The sequence below is a fragment of the Yoonia sp. R2331 genome (genome assembly GCF_041103235.1).
Lineage (GTDB): Bacteria > Pseudomonadota > Alphaproteobacteria > Rhodobacterales > Rhodobacteraceae > CANMYO01.
The window spans coordinates 2,514,700-2,536,933 of the sequence record NZ_JBGCUN010000001.1; the positions used below are offsets into that span (position 1 = coordinate 2,514,700).

Sequence of the window (22,234 nt, forward strand, 5' to 3'; positions counted from 1 at the left end):
GGTCTGCTCGCGGGGCATTGCATGTCTGCGCCCCTTGCGACACAGCAGGCACATGACCCGAAGCCGCCCCAATCCGACCGCCGCCATTGCGCTGATGCTGCTGGCTACCGCGTTCATCGCGGGCACCATGATGATGGCGAAACTGCTGGGCACCGACCGGCTTGGCCCGCCGCTGCATCCGCTGCAGATCAGCCACGGGCGGTTTGTCTTTGCGCTGATTGCCATTGCCGGGGCCGCAGCGGTGCTGCGCCCGCGTTTCAGCCGCCCGAACCTGCCCATTCATCTGGGCCGGTCCGTCTTTGGCTGGATGGGTGTGACATGCATGTTCGCCGCTGTCGCCTTTATCCCACTGAGCGATGCGACGGCGATATCCTTTCTCAACCCGGTCTTTGGCATGTTGCTGGCAATCCCTCTGCTGGGCGAGCGGGTTGGCAAGTGGCGCTGGCTGGCCGCGGCGATGGCGCTGACTGGTGCGCTGATCCTGTTGCGTCCCGGTGCGGGGACGTTTCAGGCCCCGGCCCTGCTGGCGCTGGCGGCGGCGGGGCTGCTGGGGATGGAACTGATCTTTATCAAGAAGCTCGCGGACCGCGAACCGCCGCTGCAGATCCTGCTGATTAACAATACCATCGGTTGCGCGATCGCATCTGTCGTGGTGATCGCTGTTTACAGCGCCCCGACAAGCGCCCAATGGGGCGCATTGGTGGCCTTGGGCGTGTTGATGGCCGGGGCGCAGGCCTGTTTTGTCAATGCGATGGCGCGGGCCGACGCCAGCTTTGTCACGCCATTCAGTTATGTCACGCTGATCTTTGCAGCACTTTACGATCTAGCACTTTTTGACGTGGTGCCTGACCGGGTCAGCTGGCTGGGGGCGGTGATCATTCTGACAGGTGCGGTCCTGCTGGCCGCCCGCGAACGGGCGGCGCGCAACGCCTAAAGATCAAGCGTGATGACCCGTTGCCGCAGAAGCGCGCGGATTTGCATGATGATACGCGGCAGGCTGCGATCATTACCAGGTCCGCCCTTGAGCCTTTTGATCTTCTTGGAGACCGCACCGGAAGAGGATGACATGACCACGTTGTAGGGCAGGAAACCTTCGCCCGCATGAAACCGCATGTGGACCTGCGCATCACGCGGCACCCAATCGCCGCCCTTGAGTTTGAGCCAGTTCAGGATCAACGACACCTCTTTCTGCTGGGCGAGGGTCAGCATCGGACGATGTGGGTTGAGCGTGCCCAACCCCGTGCCTGCGCCCTTGGCGGTGGTCGCCAGTTTGACCTTGGCCTGATTGACCGCATTGGTCTGGGTCATGGCACCGGTGCCGCCCCAATTGTTCAACTCGCCTTTGGTCGTGGCAATGACCTCGCCGTAGTTATCAACCAGCGGTCGGTCGAGACGTTCCTTGTTGCCATAGTGGTTCAGCGGCTCTTCGGGATTCCAGACCGCTTTTTCGAGGGTGTATTCCTCGGTCCCCAGATTGTAGGTGGCACCGCTTTCGATCAGGTCGAGCAGCATCAGGTTGATCGGCAAGGATCGGTTGTTGCGGATGGTTTCAGAGATGAACATCGTGGCCGTCAGCACCGGCAGGATGTTCCAAGCGCGGGCGCGGTCGGGGTTATCGTTGACGACCGGGGGCAGCGGCGGCGGGTCATCGCGCAACATGGCGCGGCAGAGCGTCGCCAGCATGGTGTGCGGTTGTACCTCGTCATTCAACTGCCTGATGTAGTTGCGGTATTCCCGGTAAGACGGCCCGCCTTCGGGGCCAAAGCCGTATTCAAGCTGTGGGGCACCGGTGGCATCGAACCCGGTCACAAGGCCCCCATCCGAGGTGTAGTTCTTGTCGTCTTTGCGGATGATCCGCCCGCCGATCCTGTAGAAGCGTTCTCGCGGGCTTTCACTGGTCGCACCCACCGTGCGCCAATGGCCGCTGGTCGACATCTCAAATGGATCAACAAGTGTGCCTGCGCCACCGGGTGCCGTAGCCCCAAGGCCAAATTCTTCGACGACGATCTGATCCAGCAGCGCAAGCAGGTCATAGCCGTGGATCATAAACCATCTGTTTTCGTCGCCGAGGACGCCAAGATGAAAATACATAAGTAACCCTTTCCGGCGCCTGGGCCGAGATGGGCCGCCAAATCCGGCGGCAAGAAAATACGCAATCAATCCCGGCAACCGGGTCACAATGCAGCCAATAAAACGTAGCTCTGCGCAGCAATCAACCCTTACGTGTGCCGCAGTGCGGTCTTGAAAACGGTCGCGTGCCGCCAAATTCACGCCGGAATTAACCAATACGTCAAATGTCATGTTTGATGTTTACGAATACCGGCAATCGGGGCGCAGCCAACTTGTTTGGCTGTCGGCTGCGGTTGTCATTTTTCTGCTGACCTTTGGGCTGGTGAATGAGGCACCGAACATCATTGTGATGGTTTTCGTGTTAGCCGGAGTGGTGTTGGGGTGGGTGTTGATGCTGGCGCCTGCGCGCGGCATTCGCGTGGATGACGCGCACCTGACACTGAATGCCTGGAGCCGCCCGCGCCAGATCGCACTGGACGACATCGCGTTTCTACGCGCTGTGCATTGGACCGCGGACAGTGCCGTCACCATCGTCTACAAGGACGGCACAGAAGAAAGCACCCATCCGCGCGATATGCCGGACTTGAACACGCTGGCCCGGGTGATGGCCAACCGCGGGGTCAAGTTGAAGGATCCGGGCATGAGGGTCAGTACCCACTGATCGGGCATCGCCGGTTTGGCAGATTTTCTTCCTCACAAGGAACGGAAGCGCAGAAATAGTGGTTTTATTTCAAGCCTCTGTGACGCAATGAGGGTGAAAACCCGTCAAATCCTGCGGACGCAAAATCAGTGGGTCATGACCCTAGGGCTTAAGCCGGAAGCCCTGCGCCAGCCAGCGCCAGACAATGGCCAGCACGACCACGATCGCGGCCAGCACCACCAAGAGGCCCAGCCAGGGGCTACTGTCGCTGACCCCGATCATCCCGAACCGGACCCCGTCGATCACATAGAAAAACGGATTGGCGTGGGACAATTGCTGCATCAGGGGCGGCAGCGCTTCAATTGAATAGAAGGTGCCGGACAGGAACGCCAAGGGCGTGACCAGAAAGTTCTGGATGGCAGACAATTGGTCGAATTTGTTGGCAAAGATGCCCGCGATCATACCCAAGCCGCCCATCATCAGCGAACCGAGTGTGACAAAGGTCAGAAACCAGCCCCAGTGGGTCAGCCCCACCCCCAGAAACATCCAGGCCCCCAGCGCGATCACGCTTGCCACCAGCCAGCCGCGCACCAATGCGCCAAAGAGGTAGCCGCACAACAGCTCTGTCGCGGACAGGGGCGGCATCAGGGTGTCGACGATATTGCCGCCCACCTTGGCCGAGGCCAGCGAGGACGAGGTATTGGCAAAGGCGTTCTGGATCACCGTCATGGTCAGGATGCCCGGCGCCAGAAAGGTCATGAAACTCACGCCCATCACATCGCCGCGGCCCGGACCAATTGCGATGGTGAAGATCATCAAAAGCAGGCCCGCGTTGATCAGCGGGGCCATCACCGTCTGCGACCAGACGTTCATGAAACGGCGCACTTCGCGCATGCCCAAGGTGCGCAGCCCGACCCAGTTGATCGCGCCAAACCGGCGCACGCCCATGTCAATCTGTTCTGCCATTGCCTCAACCCGGTTGTTTTGCCCAAGCGGCCTTGTAACCGCTGTGCTCATGCTTAGAATAGGGGATCGTGTGAATTGACAAGGCCCGATGTGTTGCATCCCGCCTGATGAACCGTAAGGAACTTATATGTCCTGGACAGACGAGCGCGTCGAGACGCTCAAGAAGATGTGGGGCGAGGGCCAGTCGGCCAGCCAGATCGCCAAGGAATTGGGCGGCGTGACCCGCAATGCGGTGATCGGCAAGGTGCATCGCCTTGGCCTGTCGAACCGTGCGGGTTCGGGGGCGTCGGCCCCTGCGAAACCGGCGGCGGCCAAGGAAAAGGCCCCGTCAAAGCCCGCAGCCCCCAAGGCACCGCCCAAGGCGAAAGCGGCCCCCGCGAAAGAGGCCAAGAAGGACGAAGAGCCCGAGCAGGAGTTGGACGAGAACGGCATCCCGATCTCTGCCGCCCGCCGCGCGATTATTCCTGCCGGTCAGCCCTTGCCACCACAGCCCAGCGCGAACGAGATTTCGCCCGAGGCTTTGGCCAAGGTCAACGAGGTCGAAAAGTCCGCCAAGCGGATCAGCCTGATGGAGCTGACCGAAAAGACCTGCAAATGGCCCGTGGGCGACCCCGCGACTGATGACTTCTGGTTCTGCGGCCTGCCCGTGCAACAAGGCAAACCCTATTGCGAAGCGCATGTGGGCGTGGCGTTCCAGCCCATGAGCAGCCGCCGCGACCGCCGACGCTAGGATCGCACGCGACCCGGAACTCAAAAGGCCGCCAATCCCGGGCGGCCTTTTGCATGATCATGGGCGGGTCGCGGCAGAACGGGCTTTGACACGTGCGGACATAATGGCCGGTGAGCGGGACAAAGTGTGCTTTCGCTGCGGGTGCGCGAAGGTGCGCTTTCGTTAGTTGTGCAGTTACGCGGTACGCGTTTGCAATGTCGCTATTGTACAAGCCAACATCGTGGTAATCTATCTTATACAGCCTACCGCTCGTGAATTTGGACAAACAGCATGAACCATGACCTATGGACCTCGATTTACGAGCTGTACGTCTTATTGGAAGACAACGTTCAACATGAGGATGCATATCAGCAATTCTTTGAGAATAATCCTGCGGTCTTCCCAGTTTTGGGTTTTACTCACTTCGCAAGTTTTGAAAGAAAGTCTGGCAACAAACTACCCTATGACGCCGAGGGTGACCGACAGCTCGAACCAGACTTCATCTGCGGAAATCCAGAATACCAACGCATAACAATCTTCGAGCTAAAGACTCCAGTCGACGCTGATGCAACTACGGCCTTGAATAACGGCAACCGGGTAAAATTTAGGGCAATTTTGGAGAGCTACATTTCTCAGGTCGCCGAGTACTGCGAATTCATCTCTGGCAATGCCGATGCAAGAACAGCGGTCGCTGGCAAACTCGGCATGGGTGGAGTATCGACCGTAGATGGCATCTTAGTATATGGCCTCAACGACAGTAGTCAAAATCCGGTATTGGAGAAGCTCTCTGCCCGCAGAAGCCCACCCCTGAAGATAATTGCGTTTGATAGCTTGTTGATTGAGTTGGTGAAGGCCTATTCTCTTGGACGAAACGACTTAGAGCCTCCTCAGACAAATGGTTCAAGTCAAGAAATTGATGGAACGACTTTTGTGGCTCACCTTTATCTAAGGGAAGAACAAGCACACGAAAAAGCTTACTTAATTGATATTGGGAACGAGACGGCAAACCGCCTGTCAATTTATATTGAGAAGGGCCGTGGCTTCGTCGAGATCATCGACAACAACGGCGTTCAAGCACTTTCGCAGTGGACACCTTCTTACAATAAGCCGCTCTATCTACGCGTTTCGGTATCTGGTGTAAATCTTGAAAATCGCTCGATATCTGTCTTTGTCGATAACACAGAGGTGGAGTTCCGCCAGAGTTTGAATGACGTTGAATTCAACCTCTGTCTATCCGATTTATTTCTTGGGTCAGATTTGCAAGGGCAGAATGGTGCATGCTTCAGGTTGTTAGAGAACTACATTGCTTCCAAGATCATGAACTGGCGAGATCGCATTGGCTCATACAGGTATTTTCTTCGCAAGTCTGCAAGCGCAACAGGCTGCGTTGAGTTCAACGGCTCCTCCTTTTTGTACAGATCCAGTGTGAATGGCGACATGTTACAAGACAAGTCGGAGTATGCGCCTATATACAAAGAAGCATTTACCGACCCATTGTGGGGGCGTTTTTGCACAAGTGGGGCGAACAATGGTCAAGTCGCGGACAACGCGGACCTTGGTACCTAGCCGGGCCCATGGCCGACACGCGGGTGGGCGATCCAACGGAGATGCTTCTGCGCTTTATGGTTGTAGGGTCATCTTCCGCATCAGCGGTGCGCGCGGATGGCAAATCGCCGACCCGTCGGGGCGGGTCGGCGATGGGCCCGCGGGCTAAAGCCCTTGTTCCGGGCCTGCCAGCGCGCTGAATGAATGTCATTTTGGGCTCAACGCTGACATTCCTACATACCCCGGCTCGGAACAAGCGCAGCGCCGGGCCATCATTCGCCAGGGTCCGAAACCACAGCACCCCATTCCCAACACGCGTCCTGCACGGTATAGCCGCCCGCATGACAAGCAACCCGCCATCGCTCCGCCCTGATCTGGCACCTGCCGCCAAAATCACCGACGCCCCCCGCCCCGGCCAGCCGACCATCGGCATGGTCAGTCTGGGGTGCCCCAAGGCGTTGGTGGACAGTGAGCGCATTCTGACCCGGCTGCGGGCAGAGGGCTATGCGATCAGCCCCGATTACGCGGGCGCGGAGGCGGTGATTGTGAACACCTGTGGCTTCCTCGACAGTGCCAAGGCGGAAAGTCTGGATGCGATTGGCGAGGCTTTGGTCGAAAACGGCAAGGTCATTGTCACGGGGTGTCTGGGGGCAGAGCCGGATTATATCCGCGAGCACCATCCGCAAATCCTCGCCGTCACAGGGCCGCACCAGTACGAGCAGGTACTGGATGCGGTGCATGATGTGGTGCCACCCAGCCCGGACCCTTTCGTTGATCTGCTGCCCGCGCGCGGGATCAGCCTGACGCCAAGGCATTACTCTTATTTGAAAATTTCCGAAGGCTGCAATCACAAGTGCAAGTTTTGCATCATCCCCGACATGCGCGGAAAACTGACCAGCCGCCCCGCCCATGCGGTGCTGCGCGAGGCGGAAAAGCTGGTCGATGCGGGCGTGAAAGAGCTGTTGGTGATTAGCCAGGACACCAGCGCCTACGGGCTGGATCGCAAGTATGACCTGAACCCGTGGAAAGATGGCGAGGTGCGTAGCCACATCACCGATCTGGCGCGCGAATTGGGGACGCTGGGCGCATGGGTGCGGCTGCACTATGTCTACCCCTACCCCCATGTGCGCGATCTGATCCCGCTGATGGCGGACCAAGGCTCTGGTGTGCTGCCCTACTTGGATATCCCGTTCCAACACGCGCATCCCGACGTGCTGCGCCGTATGGCGCGGCCTGCAGCGGCGGCGAAAACGCTGGATGAGATTGCCGCGTGGCGCGCAACCTGCCCTGACCTGACCCTGCGGTCCACGTTCATTGTGGGCTATCCCGGAGAGACGGAGGCCGAGTTCCAGCACCTGCTGGATTGGCTGGATGAGGCGCAGTTGGATCGGGTGGGGTGTTTTCAGTATGAAAATGTCGCCGGCGCGCGGTCGGCTGATCTGCCGGATCATGTGGCAGATGAGGTCAAGCAGGACCGCTGGGACCGTTTCATGGCCAAATCGCAGGCGATTTCAGAGGCGAAGTTGGCCGCGAAAGTGGGATCCGTGGTTGAGGTGATCGTGGACGACATTGACGAGGACGGCATCGCCACCTGCCGGACATGGGCCGATGCGCCAGAGATCGACGGGAACCTGTTTATTGACGAGGGGGCCGAGGGGTTGACTGTGGGGGATGTGGTGAAGGTCGAAGTTGAGGAAGCGGGTGAGTATGATTTGTGGGGTGCAATCACGACATAGAAACACGCTAGCGGAGCGTTTTCGCGGTGGGTGAAGTCGGCCAAATCGGAGAAAGTGCGTCATCGATAGCTGGCAGATGATCGATTGACTTTGATCTTGCTCGCTTCATTATTGTTCAAACCAAACCGATCTAAGACCCTCCCCATTTCTCGAACACCGACGTGGGTTTTGGGGCCTAATATCACTTCTCTTAGCGACCCACCAAAATCGACGTCCAAGTAAGCGACTATCCTGCCACCACGAGAGTGATATTTTACGTTCTTGCTATCATGCGACTTGCCAGAGTGGAGCACCCTCCACTCGCGCTCTTCCCGAAACGCATGAGACTTAAATCTAAAACACTTGGAAATTGCATTGAAAATTGCAATGTAAGCTAACCCAGCCTTACGCTTAGCTTCCGCTTTATTGGGGTCGCCGATCAATAGAAATGACTCAATTTTGAAAGCGACTTCTTCGGCGTCAGCATCCGAGATTTCCAGCGCTTCGATATCCTTTGACACAGTCGCTCCAAGTTCAGCCGCGCTTTCATCGCCGTATTCGACCTTATGGATAGTCGCGTGCCTTGTCTCATGATGTGTGTTGCGGATGGCACTTTCGAGTCCAACTTGGTCGAAACCCAAGCACACCCCATGACCATCATCGCCATAACCACGCCATTGGCTTAGCTGGTCTGGCGTCTCTGACAAACAAAAGCCAAACGCTCGCTCAAATTGGATCAGATGTTCAATCGTCAGTTCCAATTCGGAGTGTAGGCCCTTTGGAATATTCGAACTCCAAATCGCCTTGCTAATATGATCCTGAATGAATCTCCCCTCAAGAGCGTCATTGCTTTGAGCAAGATCTGAGAGCCGGATTTTACCAAACTCCGCCATCTTCAGAAATGTATCGAGTGACGTGTAATGATAGAGCAAATTCGCTTCCTCTTTTTGCCATGGTCCATTTCCATCGGCCAAACGTCTACCGAAAAATGCCCGGCACCGCCGGGCAGCGCCCGGACCTCCGCCATGGGGAGGGCGCTTCTTTCACGGTTTCAAATCGCACCATCGTTTCGTTGAATTGAAAGCCCCTGCAAAACTCCACCGCTCCCCGAGGTCCGGGCGCAACCCAAATGTCGTGCGTCATTTACGAGGATGGCACGGGTTGATGCGTCGCGTGGCGGGGTGAACCCCGCCCTACGGTGTTGAATGGTGCGGGGGCAAGAGGGTACAGGGAGGTGGAGCGGTCAGGGGGCGTCGAACCACATCCGCACGGCGTCTTGCACGCGGCGGAAGCGGTCGCCGCCAAGCTTTGTGCCGCCGAACCAGCGGGTGACGACGATGATTTCGCCAAGGCGGCCTTCGCGTTCGAGCATCCGCAGGATCACCATGCCGGCCCCACTTTCGCCGTCGTCATTCTTCAGCGGCGTCCCATCGGGCAGGATCACGGCCCAGGTGTTGTGCGTGGCTTTCGCAAACTTCTTGCGGCGGCAGAGCGTTTTCACAAAGGCTTTCGCCTCAGCCTCGGAGGCGACTGCCCCGCCAGAGACAGCGTATTTAGAGCCGCGATCCGACAGGGCGTTTTCGATGACTTTCATGGGTGTGGACCTTGCCGCCCGCGCGGAGGGACGGCAAGGACCGACAAGCGCCCCTAGTGGGAATATGTCTCGCCCGTGGCGATGGCAGAAGCCAGCGATGCCTCGGCCCAGGTGCCGCGCCCGCCCAACATGCGGATCTCGGTCAGGTCCGCCAGGGCCAGGTCCATCCGGCCTTGATGCACATAGGCCTGACCGCGATAGGAGCGGGCCAGCAGGTTGCCGGGGTCAACCGCCAAGGCCTGCGCGTAGAAGGCCAGCCCGGCGTCCAGATCGCCCGCCTTGCGCGTGGCAAAGCCATAATACGTCAGCACCAGCGGGTCGTTCTGGTCGGGCATCAGCGCCAGCACCGCAAGCGCGTCGGCATAGCGGCCCTCATGCGACAGCGACCGGATGTCATCCATCATCGCGCTGTCATCATTGGTGCTCGCCTCTGGTGTCATGCAGCTTTGCGTGGCCAGATCAAACACCAGCCCTTCGCTGCATTGTTCCACGGTTTCAGTGGCCTTGGGGGCAGAAGAACTGCCAGAGCCTGCGGCAAGGGCAAGACCGGGGGCGAGGGTAAGGGCGATGATGGCGAGGCGCATGAAAGTCTCCTGTCTGGGTCAATTGGATAGGTATTGCGCAAAGCCACGCGGGCAAGCGGCAATAAGTTTCACCAGATCAGACCAACAATCACACAGACCCAAGCGACCCCGACACCCACGGCCGTCACAGCCACGGCGGCAGAGCCACAATCCTTGGCTTGTCCGGCGAGTTCCCGGTGATCAGTGCCGATGTCATCGACCACCCGTTCTATCGCGGTGTTCAGGCATTCAGCCGCCAGCACCATGATTCCGCCCATCAACAGCATCCCGCGTTCCCCGGCCGAAAGCGGCAGTGCAAAGGCCAATACCCCAAAGACCGCGTTGGCGACCAACCATTGCGCCAGCGATCCTTCGGTGCGGTAGACATGCGCAAACCCGGCCCATGACCAGATGGCCCGCTGCCTGACCCGTTGCATTTGACCTATTAGCGCACGCAACATGCATCACTCCTTCATTGTTTGCGCAGAGGATGGCGGCAGCACCGCGGCTTGTCACATGCAATTTACCTTCCGCAGGGTAACGATTGCCTTGAGGACACATCCGCCTCACCCTTTGGGAATGCGAGAGGGACTTGTTATGTATCCCGCCTACGACCGCTCTGAACGGATCGCAGATGGCGCCATGCACACGGTGGGTGTGATTGGTGCGCTCGCCGGTGCTGCCGCCCTATCGGTGTGGAGCGTGATGCATTTGGGACCGGGCGAGGTTGTGGCGCTTGGGGTCTATGCTGCGACGTTGATTGCGACGTTCTGCGCCTCTGCCTTTTATCACATGACCCCTTGGGAAAGTCTGCGCCCCACGTTGCGGCGCATTGATCATGCGGCGATCTATCTGAAGATCGCAGGCACCTATACGCCGCTGGTGGTGCTGATCGGGTCCGGCTTTGCCTATGCCCTGCTGGCGCTGGTCTGGGCACTGGCGGTTTTTGGCATGATCAAAAAGCTGTTCTTCTGGTCAACGCCCGGCCGCTTTGGTCCCGCACTTTATCTGGCGATGGGATGGATGGGGGTTGCGGTGATCTGGTCGGCGCTGCCGATCCTGCCCGTTTCGGCCACGGCACTGATCGCGGCAGGCGGGCTGCTTTATACCATTGGCGTTGTGTTTTTCAGCTGGGAGCGCCTGCGCTATTCACTGGCCATCTGGCATGGTTTTGTGGTCGCGGCCTCTGCCTGTTTGTTCGCCGCGATTGCGCTGGGTGTTACGGCGGCGCCCTAAGAAGGCGGCCAGACACGGGGCACCGCGCCCAAAAGTTGCGCCATGGTAGGGAAACCCTGACCCGCAAAACCGGCAAAGTCGGGTTTGCCTGACCTGACCATCCCGCGCCGTCACGGCATCTTGATCCCAACGCAGTGACCGGATTGGGAGACGGGCAATGGACATTGGTTTTGGCAGCATTTCACACGAGGTTTATGACGCGATCGGCGTGGCCGGTTTCGCGCTTTATGTGCTGAACTACGGGCTGCTGACCGTGCAACGCAATTGGGCTGCGCATGTCAGCTATTTCGTGATCAACTGGTTCGCCGCCAGCCTTGTGCTGATCGGGCTGATGGCCTCTTTCAATCTGGCGTCCGCGATGATCCAGATTTTCTGGATCGTGATTTCCACCATTGGCATCATCATCCGCCTGCGCCGTCGCCGGACGCCAGAGTTCAGCAGCCTGCGCAATCGCGGCTTCACCCCCAGCTAGGTGCCGCGCGCGGCCTTTTGCACCACCGCAAAACGGTCTGCGTTTGGTGGATGTGTGCCCAGGAACCGGTTGCCCGGGTCGGGAATGCGGAAGAAGAACTCTGCCCCGCGCAGGGCGTCATAGCCCGCCAGTTGTGCGATGCGCGCGCCCAGCGCGTCGGCCTCAAGTTCAAATTCCTTGGAGTAGGTGCGCGCGCCCAGTGCCGCGCCAAATTCCTGTGCATTTGCAACCGCCTCTGGGTCGTTGCTGAGCCGGGCCAGATTGCCGAAGATCGTGGCCCCGATGAGTGCTGCCTGCTGTTGACGGGCCAGGTGGCCTGCGATGTGGTGGGCAGCCTCATGGGCCAGCACGAAGGCGAGTTCGTCTTCGTTGCGGGCCTCTGCGATCAGTGCCAGCGTGAAGATGATGATCGGGCGGCCGGTTTCATCGACCTTTTGAAACGCATTCATCGGCGCGCGCGGATTGGCATCGTAAACGATCAGGAAGTCACAGTTCAGCTGCGGCGCGCGTTGACGGCAAACATCTTCTGTGACCGTTTCGATGGTGTCGATCACGCTGAGGAAATTGCGCACCGCCGTGCGCGAGGGCACCCGCGGCGGCGGGGCAAGCGGGTCTGTCGACTGGAACACCTCATCGGGGATCGGTGATTTGTTGATCGGGCCTTTATCATTGATAGGCTTGGCCACCGCGCAGGCGGACATCAAAACGATCAGGCAAAGCGGGAACAGGCGCATCAGGTATCCGTGGTGATTTCGCCCTAACCTAATGGGACTGCCCGTGTGGTCCACCCCAGAGGCGGTGACAAATCCGAGAGGCGCAGAACCATGCCGGTGACAGCGCCCTTGTGCCTTTTCGCGTTCGCGTTAGGCTGGGCGCATGTTTACCATCGAGCATGACTTTGACGCCACCGTTGTCACCCTAGTTGACGAGGGCGATGCCCCCTTGAAAGAGGATATCGTGATCAACGCCTTTGAGGATTGTATCACGGTCGAGCAATGGGATCCGCGCCTGAATGAGGTGCGCACGCTGACCTTGTCGCTGAGCCAGTTGCGCGACCTGCAGGCCGCCCTTGATTTGCCGGAAGGCATCTATCAGATCCGCCCCGCAAGCGGCGATTGAGGGAGCCTCCGGCGGGGATTATTTTGGCCAGAAGAAGCAGGGGACAGCGCTGATGCGGACAGGGTTTTTCTGGGATGAGGGGTGTCTTTGGCATGCGGGTGGCCATTATGCGGGCATGTTGCCGGTGGGTGGGATGGTGCAGCTGCTGGACGGCGGGGTGACTTGTGTGATCGCGCGTCAGCAACTACCTGTCGCCTGTCTCATTTTGGAACCCAGCCATGCCAGCACCTAATCCCGCCGCCCTTGATTTCCTGCTGACACGGCGGTCACGCCCGGCCAAGACGTTGACGACACCGGTCCCTGACCGGGCAACGGTTGAGACGCTGCTGACCGCCGCCGCGCGCACGCCCGATCATGGCAAGCTGGAACCCTGGCGGTTCATTGTGCTGGAAAAGGCTGCATTGGAGCGCTTGGCAGGGGCGATCCCGGCGCGCGGGGCCGCATTGGGCATCGACCCCGACAAGATCACAAAGGCCGAGGCGCAGTTTGCCAATGCCGATCTGGCCGTCGCCGTGGTGGAAAGCCCCAAACCGTCCGAGAAGATCCCCGCGATTGAGCAGACCTATTCTGCCGGTGCGGTCTGTCTTGCGCTGCTGAATGCGGCCCTTGCCAGCGGATGGGGGGCTAATTGGTTGTCCGGCTGGGCCAGCCATGACCGCACATTCGTGCGCGACACTCTGGGGCTGGCAGAGCATGAGCGCATCGCCGGGTTCATCCATCTGGGAACAGAGACAAACGCCCCACCCGAACGCCCGCGTCCTGATCTGGCGGCGATCACAACCTGGCTGGACGCATGATCTTTCAGGACTTTCTGAAAGCGCTTGAGCAGTTGCCTGACCCGCGCTTTCGCCGCGTGCTGTTTTTGGGGCTTGGGTTGACCGTGGCCCTGCTGGTTGGGGCCTATGCCATTGTTCTGGGGCTGATTAACCTTTTGACCGGAGAGACCACAACTCTGCCCGGCGGCTATGAGGTGACATGGCTTGGTGATCTTTTGTCGCTGGGGTCACTGGTGCTGATGCTGGTGCTGTCGGTCTTTCTGATGATCCCGGTCGCGAGTGCCATCACCTCGCTCTTTCTGGATGACGTGGCCGCAGCTGTGGAAAAGGTGCATTACCCCCATGCACGCCCCGTCGGCCGCGTGCCGTTCTTCGACGGACTGCGCGATTCGGTGAACTTTCTGGGGGTGATTGTCGGGGCCAACATTCTGGCGCTAGTGCTATACATCCCGCTGTTCTTTATCCCCTTTGCGCCGCTGATCCTGTTCTATGCGCTCAATGGCTATCTGCTGGGGCGGGAATATTTCATCGTGGCTGCCATGCGCCGCGAAGGCCGGATCGGGGCGGCGGAGATGCGCAAGGCCCACAAGGGCGAGGTTTGGCTGGCCGGGTGTCTGATGGCGGTGCCGCTGACGGTGCCGCTTTTGAACCTTTTCATCCCGATTGTGGGGGCCGCGACCTTTACCCACATCTACCACCGGCTGGCGCGTCAGGACTGACCCAGATCAGGTGTTGCCATCCGGTTGAACCAGTCGATGTCACGCACGCCAATCGCACCTGACCAGATGATACCTGCCAGAATAGCCCAGATGCCAAAGGCCCAGAGCGTGGTGATCTTGGCCTTGCGTTTGATCTGTGGGTTGGCGGGGGCGGATTTATGGGTGCCGGGCACGACTTCGCCCACGTCGCCCTGAGAAACCATGCGCAGTGGCAGGACGATGAAAAACACCATCGCCCAGACGACTGCAAAAAGGACCAGACCGGATACCGGGCCCATCAGACCTGCTCCAACTCGATCAGGCATCCGTTGAAGTCCTTGGGATGCAGGAAAATCACCGGCTTGCCATGTGCCCCGATCTTGGGCGCGCCCAGCACCCGCGCGCCTTCGGCGACAAGGCGGTCGCTGGCGGCATTGATGTCGTCAACTTCATAGCAGATGTGGTGGATGCCGCCCGATGGGTTCTTGTCGAGAAACCCCTGAATCGGAGAGTTTTCGCCCAGCGGGTAAAGCAGTTCGATCTTGGTGTTGGGCAAGGTGATGAAGACCACGGTGACGCCGTGATCGGGTTCATCCTGCGGCGCGCCCACATCGGCACCAAGGGCGGTGCGATATTGCGCGCTGGCAGCTTCCAAGTCGGGGACAGCGATGGCGACGTGGTTGAGGCGACCGATCATGTGAACACTCCTGCGTGGTTTGGCCTGCTTATGTCGCCTGCGGCTCGTCTGGGCAAGTCGGCGGGGCAATCTGCCGCGCGTTAAGAGACGATTCACTTTGTCATGTTTTGGTCAAGCCATCCCGAGGACGGAGGCGACGATGGAAGGCTTGGACGATTTCAAGGCAATGCGACAGGCAACGGCCCTGCGGCCATTGCTGGGGTTGACGGTTCTATTGGTCGAAGACAGCCGATTTGCGTGCGAGGCGGTGCGCATGTTGTGCCTGCGATCGGGTGCGCGGATCAGACGGGCCGATAGCCTGCAATCGGCGCGCAAACATCTGAATGTTTATCGCCCCTCGGTGGTGATTATTGATGTGGGGCTGCCCGATGGCTCTGGCTTGCCGTTGATTGCGGACCTTGCCCGCGGATCGCCCCGCATTGACGTGGTGCTTGGCACCAGTGGTGATCTGGATGCCGAAGGTGAAGTGATTGCCGCGGGCGCGGACGGCTTTCTGTCGAAACCGATCGCCAGCCTTGCGGCGTTCCAATCCGCGATTCTAGCCCATCTGCCCGCAGACCGGCAGCCACCGGGGCCGCGCCTGATCTCGGACGAGGTGGTGGAACCTGACCGCATCGCGTTTCATGACGACCTGAGCCATGTGGCAGAGGTGCTGCGCACCCCCGCCACGGACGGGTCGATTGATTATGTGACGCAGTTTCTGGGCGGCGTGGCCCGCAGTGCTGATGACAGCGATTTGCATGATGCCGTTCACCGGTTGAAAACGCTGCGCCAAAAGGGTGCGCCGCTGCAACAGGGGCTGTCGCAACTGACCGATCTGGTGGAAAGCCGCTTGGCCGCAGGCGGCCCGCTTTAGACGCTGGGATCGCGCGTGGCCAGATGCGGCCAGGTCAGGGCGGCGAGTGACTGCCGTTGCGCCCCGCTGGCATCAAAGTTGCCCGGTGAAAGCCAAGCGTCATGTGCAGGACCGATCCGGTTCCAGTCGCCATCGGTCATCGCCAGCCAGGCCGTATCCCGGTTGCGGCCCTTGACCACCAGATGCTGGCGGAAGACGCCTTCAAAACTGAAACCCAGCCGCTGGGCGGCCCGGCGCGATGGCGCGTTCAGCGCATTGCATTTCCATTCCACCCGGCGGTAGCCGTGGCCGAAGGCCCAGCGCAGCATCAGAGAAAACGCCTCTGTCGCGAAGGCTGTGCCTTGCAACGCAGGTGAGAAGTTGACGTTGCCAATCTCGATGTTCCCGCTTTCCCGGACAACGGTGTAGAACGTCAGATAGCCCAGCGGTTCGTTGCCACCTTCAGGCCGCACCACATAGGCCGGGCTTTCGCCGCGGGCGGCAACCCCGCTGATGATCCGCGCGAAGGTGTCAAAATCGGGCGGCGCGGGTTCATAGAGGTAATCCCATACCCAATCAGCCCCTTCAAATACCTTCCAAAGCCCCATCGCATCTGCCGCATCAAGCGGGCGCAGGTTCGCATGATGCCCGGTCAGGTCCAGCCCCGCGGGGTCAGCGGCAGGTGTCCAGTCCGGCACAATCGGGCCAAGCGGGCGGTTGGTCATGGCGGGGTCCCCTTGTCATGTGGCGGCACCCTGCCCTGCGCGACGGATCAAAGCAACAGGCCGGGATCATCCCCCAGATCAAGCCCCGGAAACACGACATTTTCGATGTCGCTGGCGGTGGTGCCAAACATGCCGCGCATGACCCAACCGGCAAGGGTGCGCACATCGCTGGTCGGCATCACATCGCGGCGGTCAAAAAGTGCAGCCTCTTCCAGACCGGGCCACGTTCCGCGCACCGCCCCACCGCGCAACGCACCACCGGCATAAAGCATCGCACCACCGGTGCCATGATCAGTGCCGCGTGTGCCGTTTTCAAAGGCGGTGCGGCCAAACTCTGTCAGGCACAGCACCGCCGTCTTGTCCCAGACCGGGCCAAGCTGGGCGCGCAGGGTCAGAATGGTGTCAGACAACCGGGCCAGTGCCCGATCCAGCGCGAAGGCCTGATTTTGGTGGGTATCCCAGCCGCCAAGCGAAAAACTGGCAATCCGCGTCGCACCACGCAACCGCGCGGCGGCAAACTCGGCCAAGTTCACATGCACACCGCCCGATTGCACCGCCTGCATCATCGCCATCGCATCGGGGTCTTCGACCTCTGTCGCCTCTTGCTCTTTCACAAGGGCTGCAATTTCAATGGCTTGCGCGGCGGCATCCCGGAACAGCGGGTCATCGTGATAGACGATTTCCAAAAGCCGCTGCGCCTGCCCGGACAATCGCAAATTGGCATCCGGCGACCAGCGAGAGGCGGCAGCAGGCCCCGACAGGATCGCCATCTGTTCACGTCCGATGGCATAAGCCGTCTCTGCCGCCGCATTGGGCAGCGTGGTCAGCAAGCGGTTGAGCCAGCCGGTCGCGCCACCACCGATTTGCAGCACGCCCGCCTCTAAAATGTCCTGCCCATCAAAATGGCTGCGCTTGTTGCGGTACGGGGTCGAGGTTGCCTGCACCGCACCAACCTGCCCGGCTTGCCAGAGCGGCAGCAGCGGTTTCAGCGCCGGATGCAGCCCCCAGAACCCGTCCAGATCTGCGTGCTTGCCGTCGTTCAGGCCCGGACGCAGGGCAGCAAAGGCCGGATCGCCCAAGGGGCGCAGCGCGTCGATGCCATCCATCGCGCCACGCAGAATGATCACCACCAAACGGTTGTCGCCGGGTGCCTCGGCAAAGGCCACGGGCGTCAACAGCGGGCTGGCGGCGGCCGAACAGCCCAGTGCCGCGCTTTGCAAAAGGAACGATCGCCGGTCCATGCTCACCTCCGCTGGAAAGCGGCAGAGGCCAGAATGACCCCCACGCCTTCGGCCTTGTTTTCAGCCGCACCGGCGACAAAGATCACGTCTTCTGTTGCCAGATCGCCCAGCGCGGTTTGGACAAAATCACGGGGGTCAGGCAGGTCCGCGACAATCCGCCGGGGCACCTGCATCGCCCAGGTGATCCGCCCGGCCATCGCTTGTGGGATGATCCAACTGGCTGCATCCTCGGGCCAGCCATCGGGGCCGCCTGGGTTTTCCCACGGCTGACCCATCACTTGCAAAGGCCGCGCCAGCACCTGCTGGTAGATCCGGCGGTCCGCGGCCATCACCGTCTCACCGGTTACGCCAAGGGCGCGCAGGCTGGCGGTGATGAATTGCTGCGGCGTGCGGACCTTGACCCGGCTTACGGCCCAGGCCGCTGGATGCCGCAACATCGCGGCGGTCATGCCCATCAGATCACCCTGCGGCCCAAAGCCTGCGGCCATAGCGGCCACCAAATCGGGGTCTGGATCATCATGCACAAAATGCACCGCCATCTTGCGGGCCAGATGCGTCGCCGTATCCGGCAACGCCGCCAGCGCATCCATCGCGCCAAGCACATTGTCCAACGTCGCATCACTGGCAAACGACAGCCCCAGCACCGTCTCGCCCCCCGGTTCCACCCGGTTGCGATCAAAGTAGAAACCCCGCCGTTCCGAATAGCTGAGCCCGGTCAAAAGCTCTGCCAGTTCGCGCACGTCGCGTTGGCTGTAGGTGCCATCAACCCCCAGCAGATGCAGTTCAAGCAATTCCCGCGCCAGGTTTTCGTTCAGCCCCACATTGCGGCGCTGCCCGGTCGGCGAGGCCGGGCCAATGGACCGGAATTGTTCCAGATAGATCAGCATCATCGGATGCGTGACCACTGCACGCAGCATCTGCGCAAAGGACCCGGTGACGTGGCTGCGGATGGCGTCCTCCACATAGGGTGTGACCAGATGCGCTGTCTCGAACGGGCGGCGGATGACGGTGAAGTGATCTGCCCAAAAGGCCACCAGACGTTCGCGCAACCCGCTGGGGTCGTCCACCGCGCGGGCCACTGTGGCCAGATGGTGCGCCTGTCGCACCACGCGCACCTCGCCGCGCACCATGTTGCGGGCCTGCATGGCCGCCGCTTCATCGGGGGTGTCCACGGCCGTTTTCGCCGCGCGGTTGATCCAGCCAAGGGTGGCATGGCTGGGCCGGGTGTCCGCAAAGCCCGAGATTGGGAAGGCTGTAGCCATTGCATCGTCGCCCCCAAGCTCTGCAATGAGCGAATCAACCCCCACCGGGCGCGCAAATCGAGGGCTTAGGCCCGTGCCAAACCGCACAAGCGCCAGGGTCGGATCAAACATCGTCATACTCACCTTTCCTTTGGTTTAACGTGTGACGGCGCGGAATCCGACGCTCATTTTCAACACTTCTGCCAAAATCCGCTGATCCACGCAAAATTGATGTGATTCCGGGCGACCACCGCCCCATTTCCGTGCAATATCATGTCCGACCGCCTGCTGCCGGGCGACCGACCCAAAGGAGAGACCCATGTTAAACCGTCGCCATTTTCTGGCCAGTGCTGCTGCGTTTTCGGCAAGCCCCGTTGTGGCCGATGGCCATTGGGCCCTGGCCGAGCTGCCCGATACCCTCGCCCCGCGCGTGGTCGTGATGAACAATGCCCTGCCCGCAGGCCAAATCCACGTGGTGCCGGATGAGTATTCGCTTTACTGGACGCTGCCCGGTGGCCGCGCGATCCGCTATTTCGTAGGCGTGGGCCGGGATTCGCTCTACGAGCCGGGGATTTACACCATCAAGGCCAAGAAAGAATGGCCCAGCTGGCGGCCCACCGACGACATGATGGAACGCACACCTGCCTACCGCGAATGGGAAGACGGCATGGAAGGCGGCCCAACCAATCCGCTGGGCGCGCGCGCGCTGTATCTGTTCCAAGGGAACCGCGACACGTTCCTGCGCATCCACGGCACGCATCTGCCCAACACGATTGGCAAAGATGTCTCAAACGGTTGCGCACGCCTGATCAACCGCCAGATTGTTGATCTTTATAACCGCGTCCCCAAGGGCACCGTGGTCTACATGTACGAAAAAGACATCCTGCCCCCCGTCGTGGCAGGGAGTGGCGACAGCGCCTAAGTCGCACCTTGGTGAAGGCCGCAGCCTGCGGCCTTCCAGGGGGTCACCGAAACGTCACGAGATAAACGCCTGCGATGACAAGGACCGCGCCCAGCGCCTTGCCCCATGTCATCGCAGAAGCGGGCACACCAAATAGCCCCAAATAGCCAAAAATCATCGCCGCCAGCACCTGCCCGGAAACGAGCAGCACAAAAAACGCGCCGATGCCGATCCGTGGGACCAGATAGCTTGATCCGATGATCATGCCCGCGCTCATCACACCCGCCGTCAATAGCCACAGCGGTAAGGTGCTGATCTTCTGAAACTGCGCCGCACGAGCGCCCGTCGCCATTGCAATCACCACCGACGATAACAGCGCGATGGCAAAGAACGGCACGTTCGCCATCGGACCAGAGCCCAGCAATTGCGCAGTGCGTGAAATCATCGGTAAATAGATCGATATGATCGCGCCCATCAAAAGCGCGAGAAAAACCAAATGAATTGCCATTATTGTCCCCTAAAATTCCCTAGGGGCAGGCTAGCACCGTTATGTCAGGACTTGGAAGCGGCCAGCCCATTGGGGCGGCCGCCTTTGCCTTAGCTTTCGGAAGGCAATACGCGCAGGCGCAATTCGCGCAATTGTTCGTTCTGCGGCTCTGACGGGGCGTCCATCATCAGGTCTTCGGCACGCTGGTTCATCGGGAACATGATGACCTCGCGGATGTTCTGCTGATCGGCCAGCAGCATCACGATCCGGTCGATGCCAGCGGCACAGCCGCCGTGGGGCGGTGCGCCATACTGGAACGCGTTGACCATGCCGCCAAAGCGCTTTTCGACCTCGTCCTTGCCGTAGCCTGCAATCTCAAACGCTTTGAACATGATTTCGGGCCGGTGGTTCCGGATCGCCCCTGACACCAGTTCGTAGCCGTTGCAGGCCAGATCATACTGGAACCCGAGCACGTCCATTGGATCACCTTCCAACGCGGCCATCCCACCTTGCGGCATGGAGAACGGGTTGTGTTCAAAGTCGATCTTGCCGGTCTCTTCGTCGCGCTCGTAAATCGGGAAATCCACGATCCATGCAAAGGCAAAGCGGTTCTGATCGGTCAGCCCCAACTCTTCGCCGATGACGTTCCGCGCCTTGCCAGCCACACCTTCAAACGCCTTGGGCTTGCCGCCAAGGAAGAACGCGGCGTCGCCTTTGCCAAGGCCCAACTGCTGGCGGATGGCTTCGGTCCGCTCTGGTCCGATGTTCTTGGCCAGCGGTCCTGCGGCTTCCATGCCGCCCTCAACCTCGCCCGATTTAAGCTTGGCCTGCGCTTCTTTCACGGTGATCCCCAGCTCTTGCGCCACCGCATCCGCCGTTTTGTCGCGCCAGAAGATATAGCCCATCCCCGGCAGCCCTTCTTTCTGGGCAAAGGCGTTCATGCGGTCACAGAACTTGCGCGATCCGCCGGTGGGTGCCGGGATCGCACGCACTTCCGTGCCTTCGTTTTCCAGAAGCTTGGCAAAGATCGCAAAGCCAGAGCCTTTGAAGTGCTCAGAGACAACCTGCATCTTGATCGGGTTGCGCAGGTCGGGCTTGTCGCTGCCATACCACAACGCCGCATCACGATAGGAAATCTGCTCCCACGTCTGGTCCACTTTGCGACCACCGCCGAACTCTTCAAAAATGCCGGTGATCACCGGTTGGATCGTGTCGAAGACATCCTGCTGTTCGACAAACGACATCTCGAGATCCAGTTGGTAGAAATCCGTAGGCGAGCGGTCGGCGCGCGGGTCTTCATCGCGGAAACAGGGTGCGATCTGGAAATACTTGTCAAAGCCCGACACCATGATCAGCTGTTTGAACTGCTGGGGCGCTTGTGGCAGGGCGTAGAACTTGCCGGGGTGCAGACGGCTTGGCACCAGAAAATCCCGCGCGCCTTCGGGGCTGGACGCGGTGATGATCGGCGTCTGATATTCGCGAAATCCGCTGTCCCACATGCGCCGACGCATGGATGCGACAACATCAGACCGCAGCTTCATGTTCTCTTGCATCGCTTCGCGGCGCAGGTCGAGATAGCGATACTTCAGCCGTGTCTCTTCAGGGTATTCCTGTTCGCCAAAGACCATCAGCGGCAGCTCTTTCGCAGCGCCCAGTACCTCGATGTCGCGCACAAAAACCTCGACCTCACCGGTGGGCAGCTTGGTGTTCACAAGCTCGGGGTCGCGGGCCTTCACCTCGCCATCAATGCGGATGCACCACTCGCTGCGTACCTTTTCCACATCGGCAAAGGCCGCGGAATCGGGGTCGCACAGCACCTGCGTGATGCCAAAGTGATCGCGCAGGTCGATGAACAGGATTCCGCCGTGATCGCGCACCCGATGCACCCAGCCCGACAGGCGCACGTTATCGCCGACGTTGGCCGCCGTCAGGTCAACACAAGTATGAGAGCGATAGGCGTGCATGATAAGGTCCTCGGGTCCAGAATGTCCGGCCCGATACACC

At 60.1% G+C, this 22,234-nt stretch carries 27 protein-coding genes; 13 read left to right on the forward strand and 14 right to left on the reverse strand.

What is annotated here, in order from left to right; genetic code table 11:
• Positions 1-52 precede the first annotated feature (52 nt).
• On the forward strand, positions 53-934 hold the full coding sequence (locus AB3Y40_RS12955) for a DMT family transporter (protein WP_369439206.1): 882 nt from the start codon (positions 53-55) through the stop codon (positions 932-934).
• On the opposite strand, the gene AB3Y40_RS12960 is transcribed toward AB3Y40_RS12955, so the two are convergent.
• Entirely contained in the window at positions 931-2,091 is a 1,161-nt protein-coding gene (locus AB3Y40_RS12960; protein WP_369439207.1) for a hypothetical protein, read from the reverse strand. The genes AB3Y40_RS12955 and AB3Y40_RS12960 overlap by 4 nt on opposite strands.
• A gap of 208 nt (positions 2,092-2,299) precedes the next feature.
• Between AB3Y40_RS12960 and AB3Y40_RS12965 the strand changes: the two genes are divergently transcribed.
• On the forward strand, positions 2,300-2,731 hold the full coding sequence (locus AB3Y40_RS12965; RefSeq protein ID WP_369439208.1) for a hypothetical protein: 432 nt from the start codon (positions 2,300-2,302) through the stop codon (positions 2,729-2,731).
• Positions 2,732-2,872: 141 nt separating this feature from the next.
• Here the strand turns inward: AB3Y40_RS12965 and AB3Y40_RS12970 are convergent, their stop codons facing one another.
• Positions 2,873-3,676 carry an ABC transporter permease gene (locus AB3Y40_RS12970; protein WP_369439209.1) on the reverse strand — a complete coding sequence of 268 codons (804 nt, stop codon included), beginning with the start codon at positions 3,674-3,676 and terminating at the stop codon, positions 2,873-2,875.
• Positions 3,677-3,803: 127 nt separating this feature from the next.
• On the opposite strand from AB3Y40_RS12970, the gene AB3Y40_RS12975 reads away from it, so the two are divergent.
• The 3 genes from AB3Y40_RS12975 (at position 3,804) to rimO (ending at position 7,666) form a co-directional block, all read left to right on the forward strand.
• Positions 3,804-4,406 (forward strand): GcrA family cell cycle regulator, encoded by a 603-nt coding sequence (locus AB3Y40_RS12975; protein WP_369439210.1) that lies wholly within the window; start codon positions 3,804-3,806, stop codon positions 4,404-4,406.
• A 270-nt stretch (positions 4,407-4,676) separates the two neighbouring features.
• Entirely contained in the window at positions 4,677-5,951 is a 1,275-nt protein-coding gene (locus AB3Y40_RS12980) for a Shedu anti-phage system protein SduA domain-containing protein (RefSeq protein ID WP_369439211.1), read from the forward strand.
• Between the two features lie 320 nt (positions 5,952-6,271).
• The gene (gene rimO / locus AB3Y40_RS12985; protein WP_369439212.1) at positions 6,272-7,666 is read left to right on the forward strand and encodes a 30S ribosomal protein S12 methylthiotransferase RimO; all 1,395 of its coding nucleotides are present in this window, start codon (positions 6,272-6,274) and stop codon (positions 7,664-7,666) included.
• A 59-nt stretch (positions 7,667-7,725) separates the two neighbouring features.
• Here the strand turns inward: rimO and AB3Y40_RS12990 are convergent, their stop codons facing one another.
• From AB3Y40_RS12990 to AB3Y40_RS13005, 4 genes are all read right to left on the reverse strand, one after another.
• Positions 7,726-8,619, reverse strand: coding sequence for a DUF2971 domain-containing protein (locus tag AB3Y40_RS12990; protein ID WP_369439213.1), 894 nt, complete (start codon positions 8,617-8,619; stop codon positions 7,726-7,728).
• A gap of 269 nt (positions 8,620-8,888) precedes the next feature.
• Positions 8,889-9,239, reverse strand: coding sequence for a YigZ family protein (locus AB3Y40_RS12995; RefSeq protein WP_369439214.1), 351 nt, complete (start codon positions 9,237-9,239; stop codon positions 8,889-8,891).
• 53 nt (positions 9,240-9,292) lie between these two features.
• The gene (locus tag AB3Y40_RS13000; RefSeq protein WP_369439215.1) at positions 9,293-9,823 is read right to left on the reverse strand and encodes a tetratricopeptide repeat protein; all 531 of its coding nucleotides are present in this window, start codon (positions 9,821-9,823) and stop codon (positions 9,293-9,295) included.
• A 68-nt stretch (positions 9,824-9,891) separates the two neighbouring features.
• Positions 9,892-10,263: a diacylglycerol kinase gene (locus AB3Y40_RS13005; protein ID WP_369439216.1), complete on the reverse strand. Its 372-nt coding sequence runs from the start codon at positions 10,261-10,263 to the stop codon at positions 9,892-9,894.
• A gap of 136 nt (positions 10,264-10,399) precedes the next feature.
• On the opposite strand from AB3Y40_RS13005, the gene trhA reads away from it, so the two are divergent.
• Both trhA and AB3Y40_RS13015 read left to right on the forward strand, forming a co-directional pair.
• A complete protein-coding gene (gene trhA / locus AB3Y40_RS13010; protein ID WP_369439217.1) occupies positions 10,400-11,038 on the forward strand; it encodes a PAQR family membrane homeostasis protein TrhA in 639 nt (212 codons plus the stop codon).
• A 157-nt stretch (positions 11,039-11,195) separates the two neighbouring features.
• Positions 11,196-11,510, forward strand: a complete 315-nt coding sequence (locus AB3Y40_RS13015) for a CBU_0592 family membrane protein (RefSeq protein ID WP_369439218.1) — start codon at positions 11,196-11,198, stop codon at positions 11,508-11,510.
• Here AB3Y40_RS13015 and AB3Y40_RS13020 read toward each other — a convergent pair.
• The gene (locus tag AB3Y40_RS13020; protein WP_369439219.1) at positions 11,507-12,244 is read right to left on the reverse strand and encodes a M48 family metallopeptidase; all 738 of its coding nucleotides are present in this window, start codon (positions 12,242-12,244) and stop codon (positions 11,507-11,509) included. The two genes, AB3Y40_RS13015 and AB3Y40_RS13020, sit on opposite strands and share 4 nt — an antisense overlap.
• Before the next feature lie 142 nt (positions 12,245-12,386).
• On the opposite strand from AB3Y40_RS13020, the gene AB3Y40_RS13025 reads away from it, so the two are divergent.
• The 4 genes from AB3Y40_RS13025 to AB3Y40_RS13040 are packed head-to-tail and all read left to right on the forward strand — an operon-like array spanning position 12,387 to position 14,124.
• Positions 12,387-12,629 carry a hypothetical protein gene (locus AB3Y40_RS13025; protein ID WP_369439220.1) on the forward strand — a complete coding sequence of 81 codons (243 nt, stop codon included), beginning with the start codon at positions 12,387-12,389 and terminating at the stop codon, positions 12,627-12,629.
• A 52-nt stretch (positions 12,630-12,681) separates the two neighbouring features.
• Positions 12,682-12,861 (forward strand): hypothetical protein, encoded by a 180-nt coding sequence (locus AB3Y40_RS13030; protein WP_369439664.1) that lies wholly within the window; start codon positions 12,682-12,684, stop codon positions 12,859-12,861.
• Positions 12,848-13,426 carry a nitroreductase family protein gene (locus AB3Y40_RS13035; RefSeq protein ID WP_369439221.1) on the forward strand — a complete coding sequence of 193 codons (579 nt, stop codon included), beginning with the start codon at positions 12,848-12,850 and terminating at the stop codon, positions 13,424-13,426. The genes AB3Y40_RS13030 and AB3Y40_RS13035 overlap by 14 nt, the downstream gene beginning before the upstream one ends.
• The gene (locus AB3Y40_RS13040; protein ID WP_369439222.1) at positions 13,423-14,124 is read left to right on the forward strand and encodes an EI24 domain-containing protein; all 702 of its coding nucleotides are present in this window, start codon (positions 13,423-13,425) and stop codon (positions 14,122-14,124) included. Before AB3Y40_RS13035 ends, AB3Y40_RS13040 begins: the two co-directional genes overlap by 4 nt.
• On the opposite strand, the gene AB3Y40_RS13045 is transcribed toward AB3Y40_RS13040, so the two are convergent.
• Together AB3Y40_RS13045 and mce are read right to left on the reverse strand one after the other, a co-directional pair.
• Complete coding sequence (locus AB3Y40_RS13045; RefSeq protein ID WP_369439649.1) at positions 14,115-14,402, reverse strand: DUF1467 family protein; 288 nt, start codon at positions 14,400-14,402, stop codon at positions 14,115-14,117. The genes AB3Y40_RS13040 and AB3Y40_RS13045 overlap by 10 nt on opposite strands.
• Positions 14,402-14,800: a methylmalonyl-CoA epimerase gene (gene mce, locus AB3Y40_RS13050; protein ID WP_369439223.1), complete on the reverse strand. Its 399-nt coding sequence runs from the start codon at positions 14,798-14,800 to the stop codon at positions 14,402-14,404. Before mce ends, AB3Y40_RS13045 begins: the two co-directional genes overlap by 1 nt.
• A 139-nt stretch (positions 14,801-14,939) precedes the next feature.
• Here mce and AB3Y40_RS13055 point away from each other — a divergent pair, with 139 nt between their 5' ends.
• Positions 14,940-15,656, forward strand: a complete 717-nt coding sequence (locus AB3Y40_RS13055; protein ID WP_369439224.1) for a response regulator — start codon at positions 14,940-14,942, stop codon at positions 15,654-15,656.
• On the opposite strand, the gene AB3Y40_RS13060 is transcribed toward AB3Y40_RS13055, so the two are convergent.
• The 3 genes from AB3Y40_RS13060 to AB3Y40_RS13070 are packed head-to-tail and all read right to left on the reverse strand — an operon-like array spanning position 15,653 to position 18,980.
• Positions 15,653-16,360: a GNAT family N-acetyltransferase gene (locus AB3Y40_RS13060; protein WP_369439225.1), complete on the reverse strand. Its 708-nt coding sequence runs from the start codon at positions 16,358-16,360 to the stop codon at positions 15,653-15,655. The genes AB3Y40_RS13055 and AB3Y40_RS13060 overlap by 4 nt on opposite strands.
• Positions 16,361-16,407: 47 nt before the next feature.
• Complete coding sequence (locus tag AB3Y40_RS13065) at positions 16,408-17,601, reverse strand: DUF1501 domain-containing protein (RefSeq protein ID WP_369439226.1); 1,194 nt, start codon at positions 17,599-17,601, stop codon at positions 16,408-16,410.
• Positions 17,602-17,603: 2 nt separating this feature from the next.
• Entirely contained in the window at positions 17,604-18,980 is a 1,377-nt protein-coding gene (locus tag AB3Y40_RS13070; protein ID WP_369439227.1) for a DUF1800 domain-containing protein, read from the reverse strand.
• Positions 18,981-19,161: 181 nt separating this feature from the next.
• On the opposite strand from AB3Y40_RS13070, the gene AB3Y40_RS13075 reads away from it, so the two are divergent.
• Entirely contained in the window at positions 19,162-19,764 is a 603-nt protein-coding gene (locus AB3Y40_RS13075; RefSeq protein WP_369439228.1) for a L,D-transpeptidase, read from the forward strand.
• 43 nt (positions 19,765-19,807) lie between these two features.
• On the opposite strand, the gene AB3Y40_RS13080 is transcribed toward AB3Y40_RS13075, so the two are convergent.
• Together AB3Y40_RS13080 and aspS are read right to left on the reverse strand one after the other, a co-directional pair.
• Positions 19,808-20,251, reverse strand: coding sequence for a DMT family transporter (locus AB3Y40_RS13080; RefSeq protein ID WP_369439229.1), 444 nt, complete (start codon positions 20,249-20,251; stop codon positions 19,808-19,810).
• A gap of 89 nt (positions 20,252-20,340) precedes the next feature.
• Entirely contained in the window at positions 20,341-22,194 is a 1,854-nt protein-coding gene (aspS, locus tag AB3Y40_RS13085; protein WP_369439230.1) for an aspartate--tRNA ligase, read from the reverse strand.
• Positions 22,195-22,234: the final 40 nt, after the last annotated feature.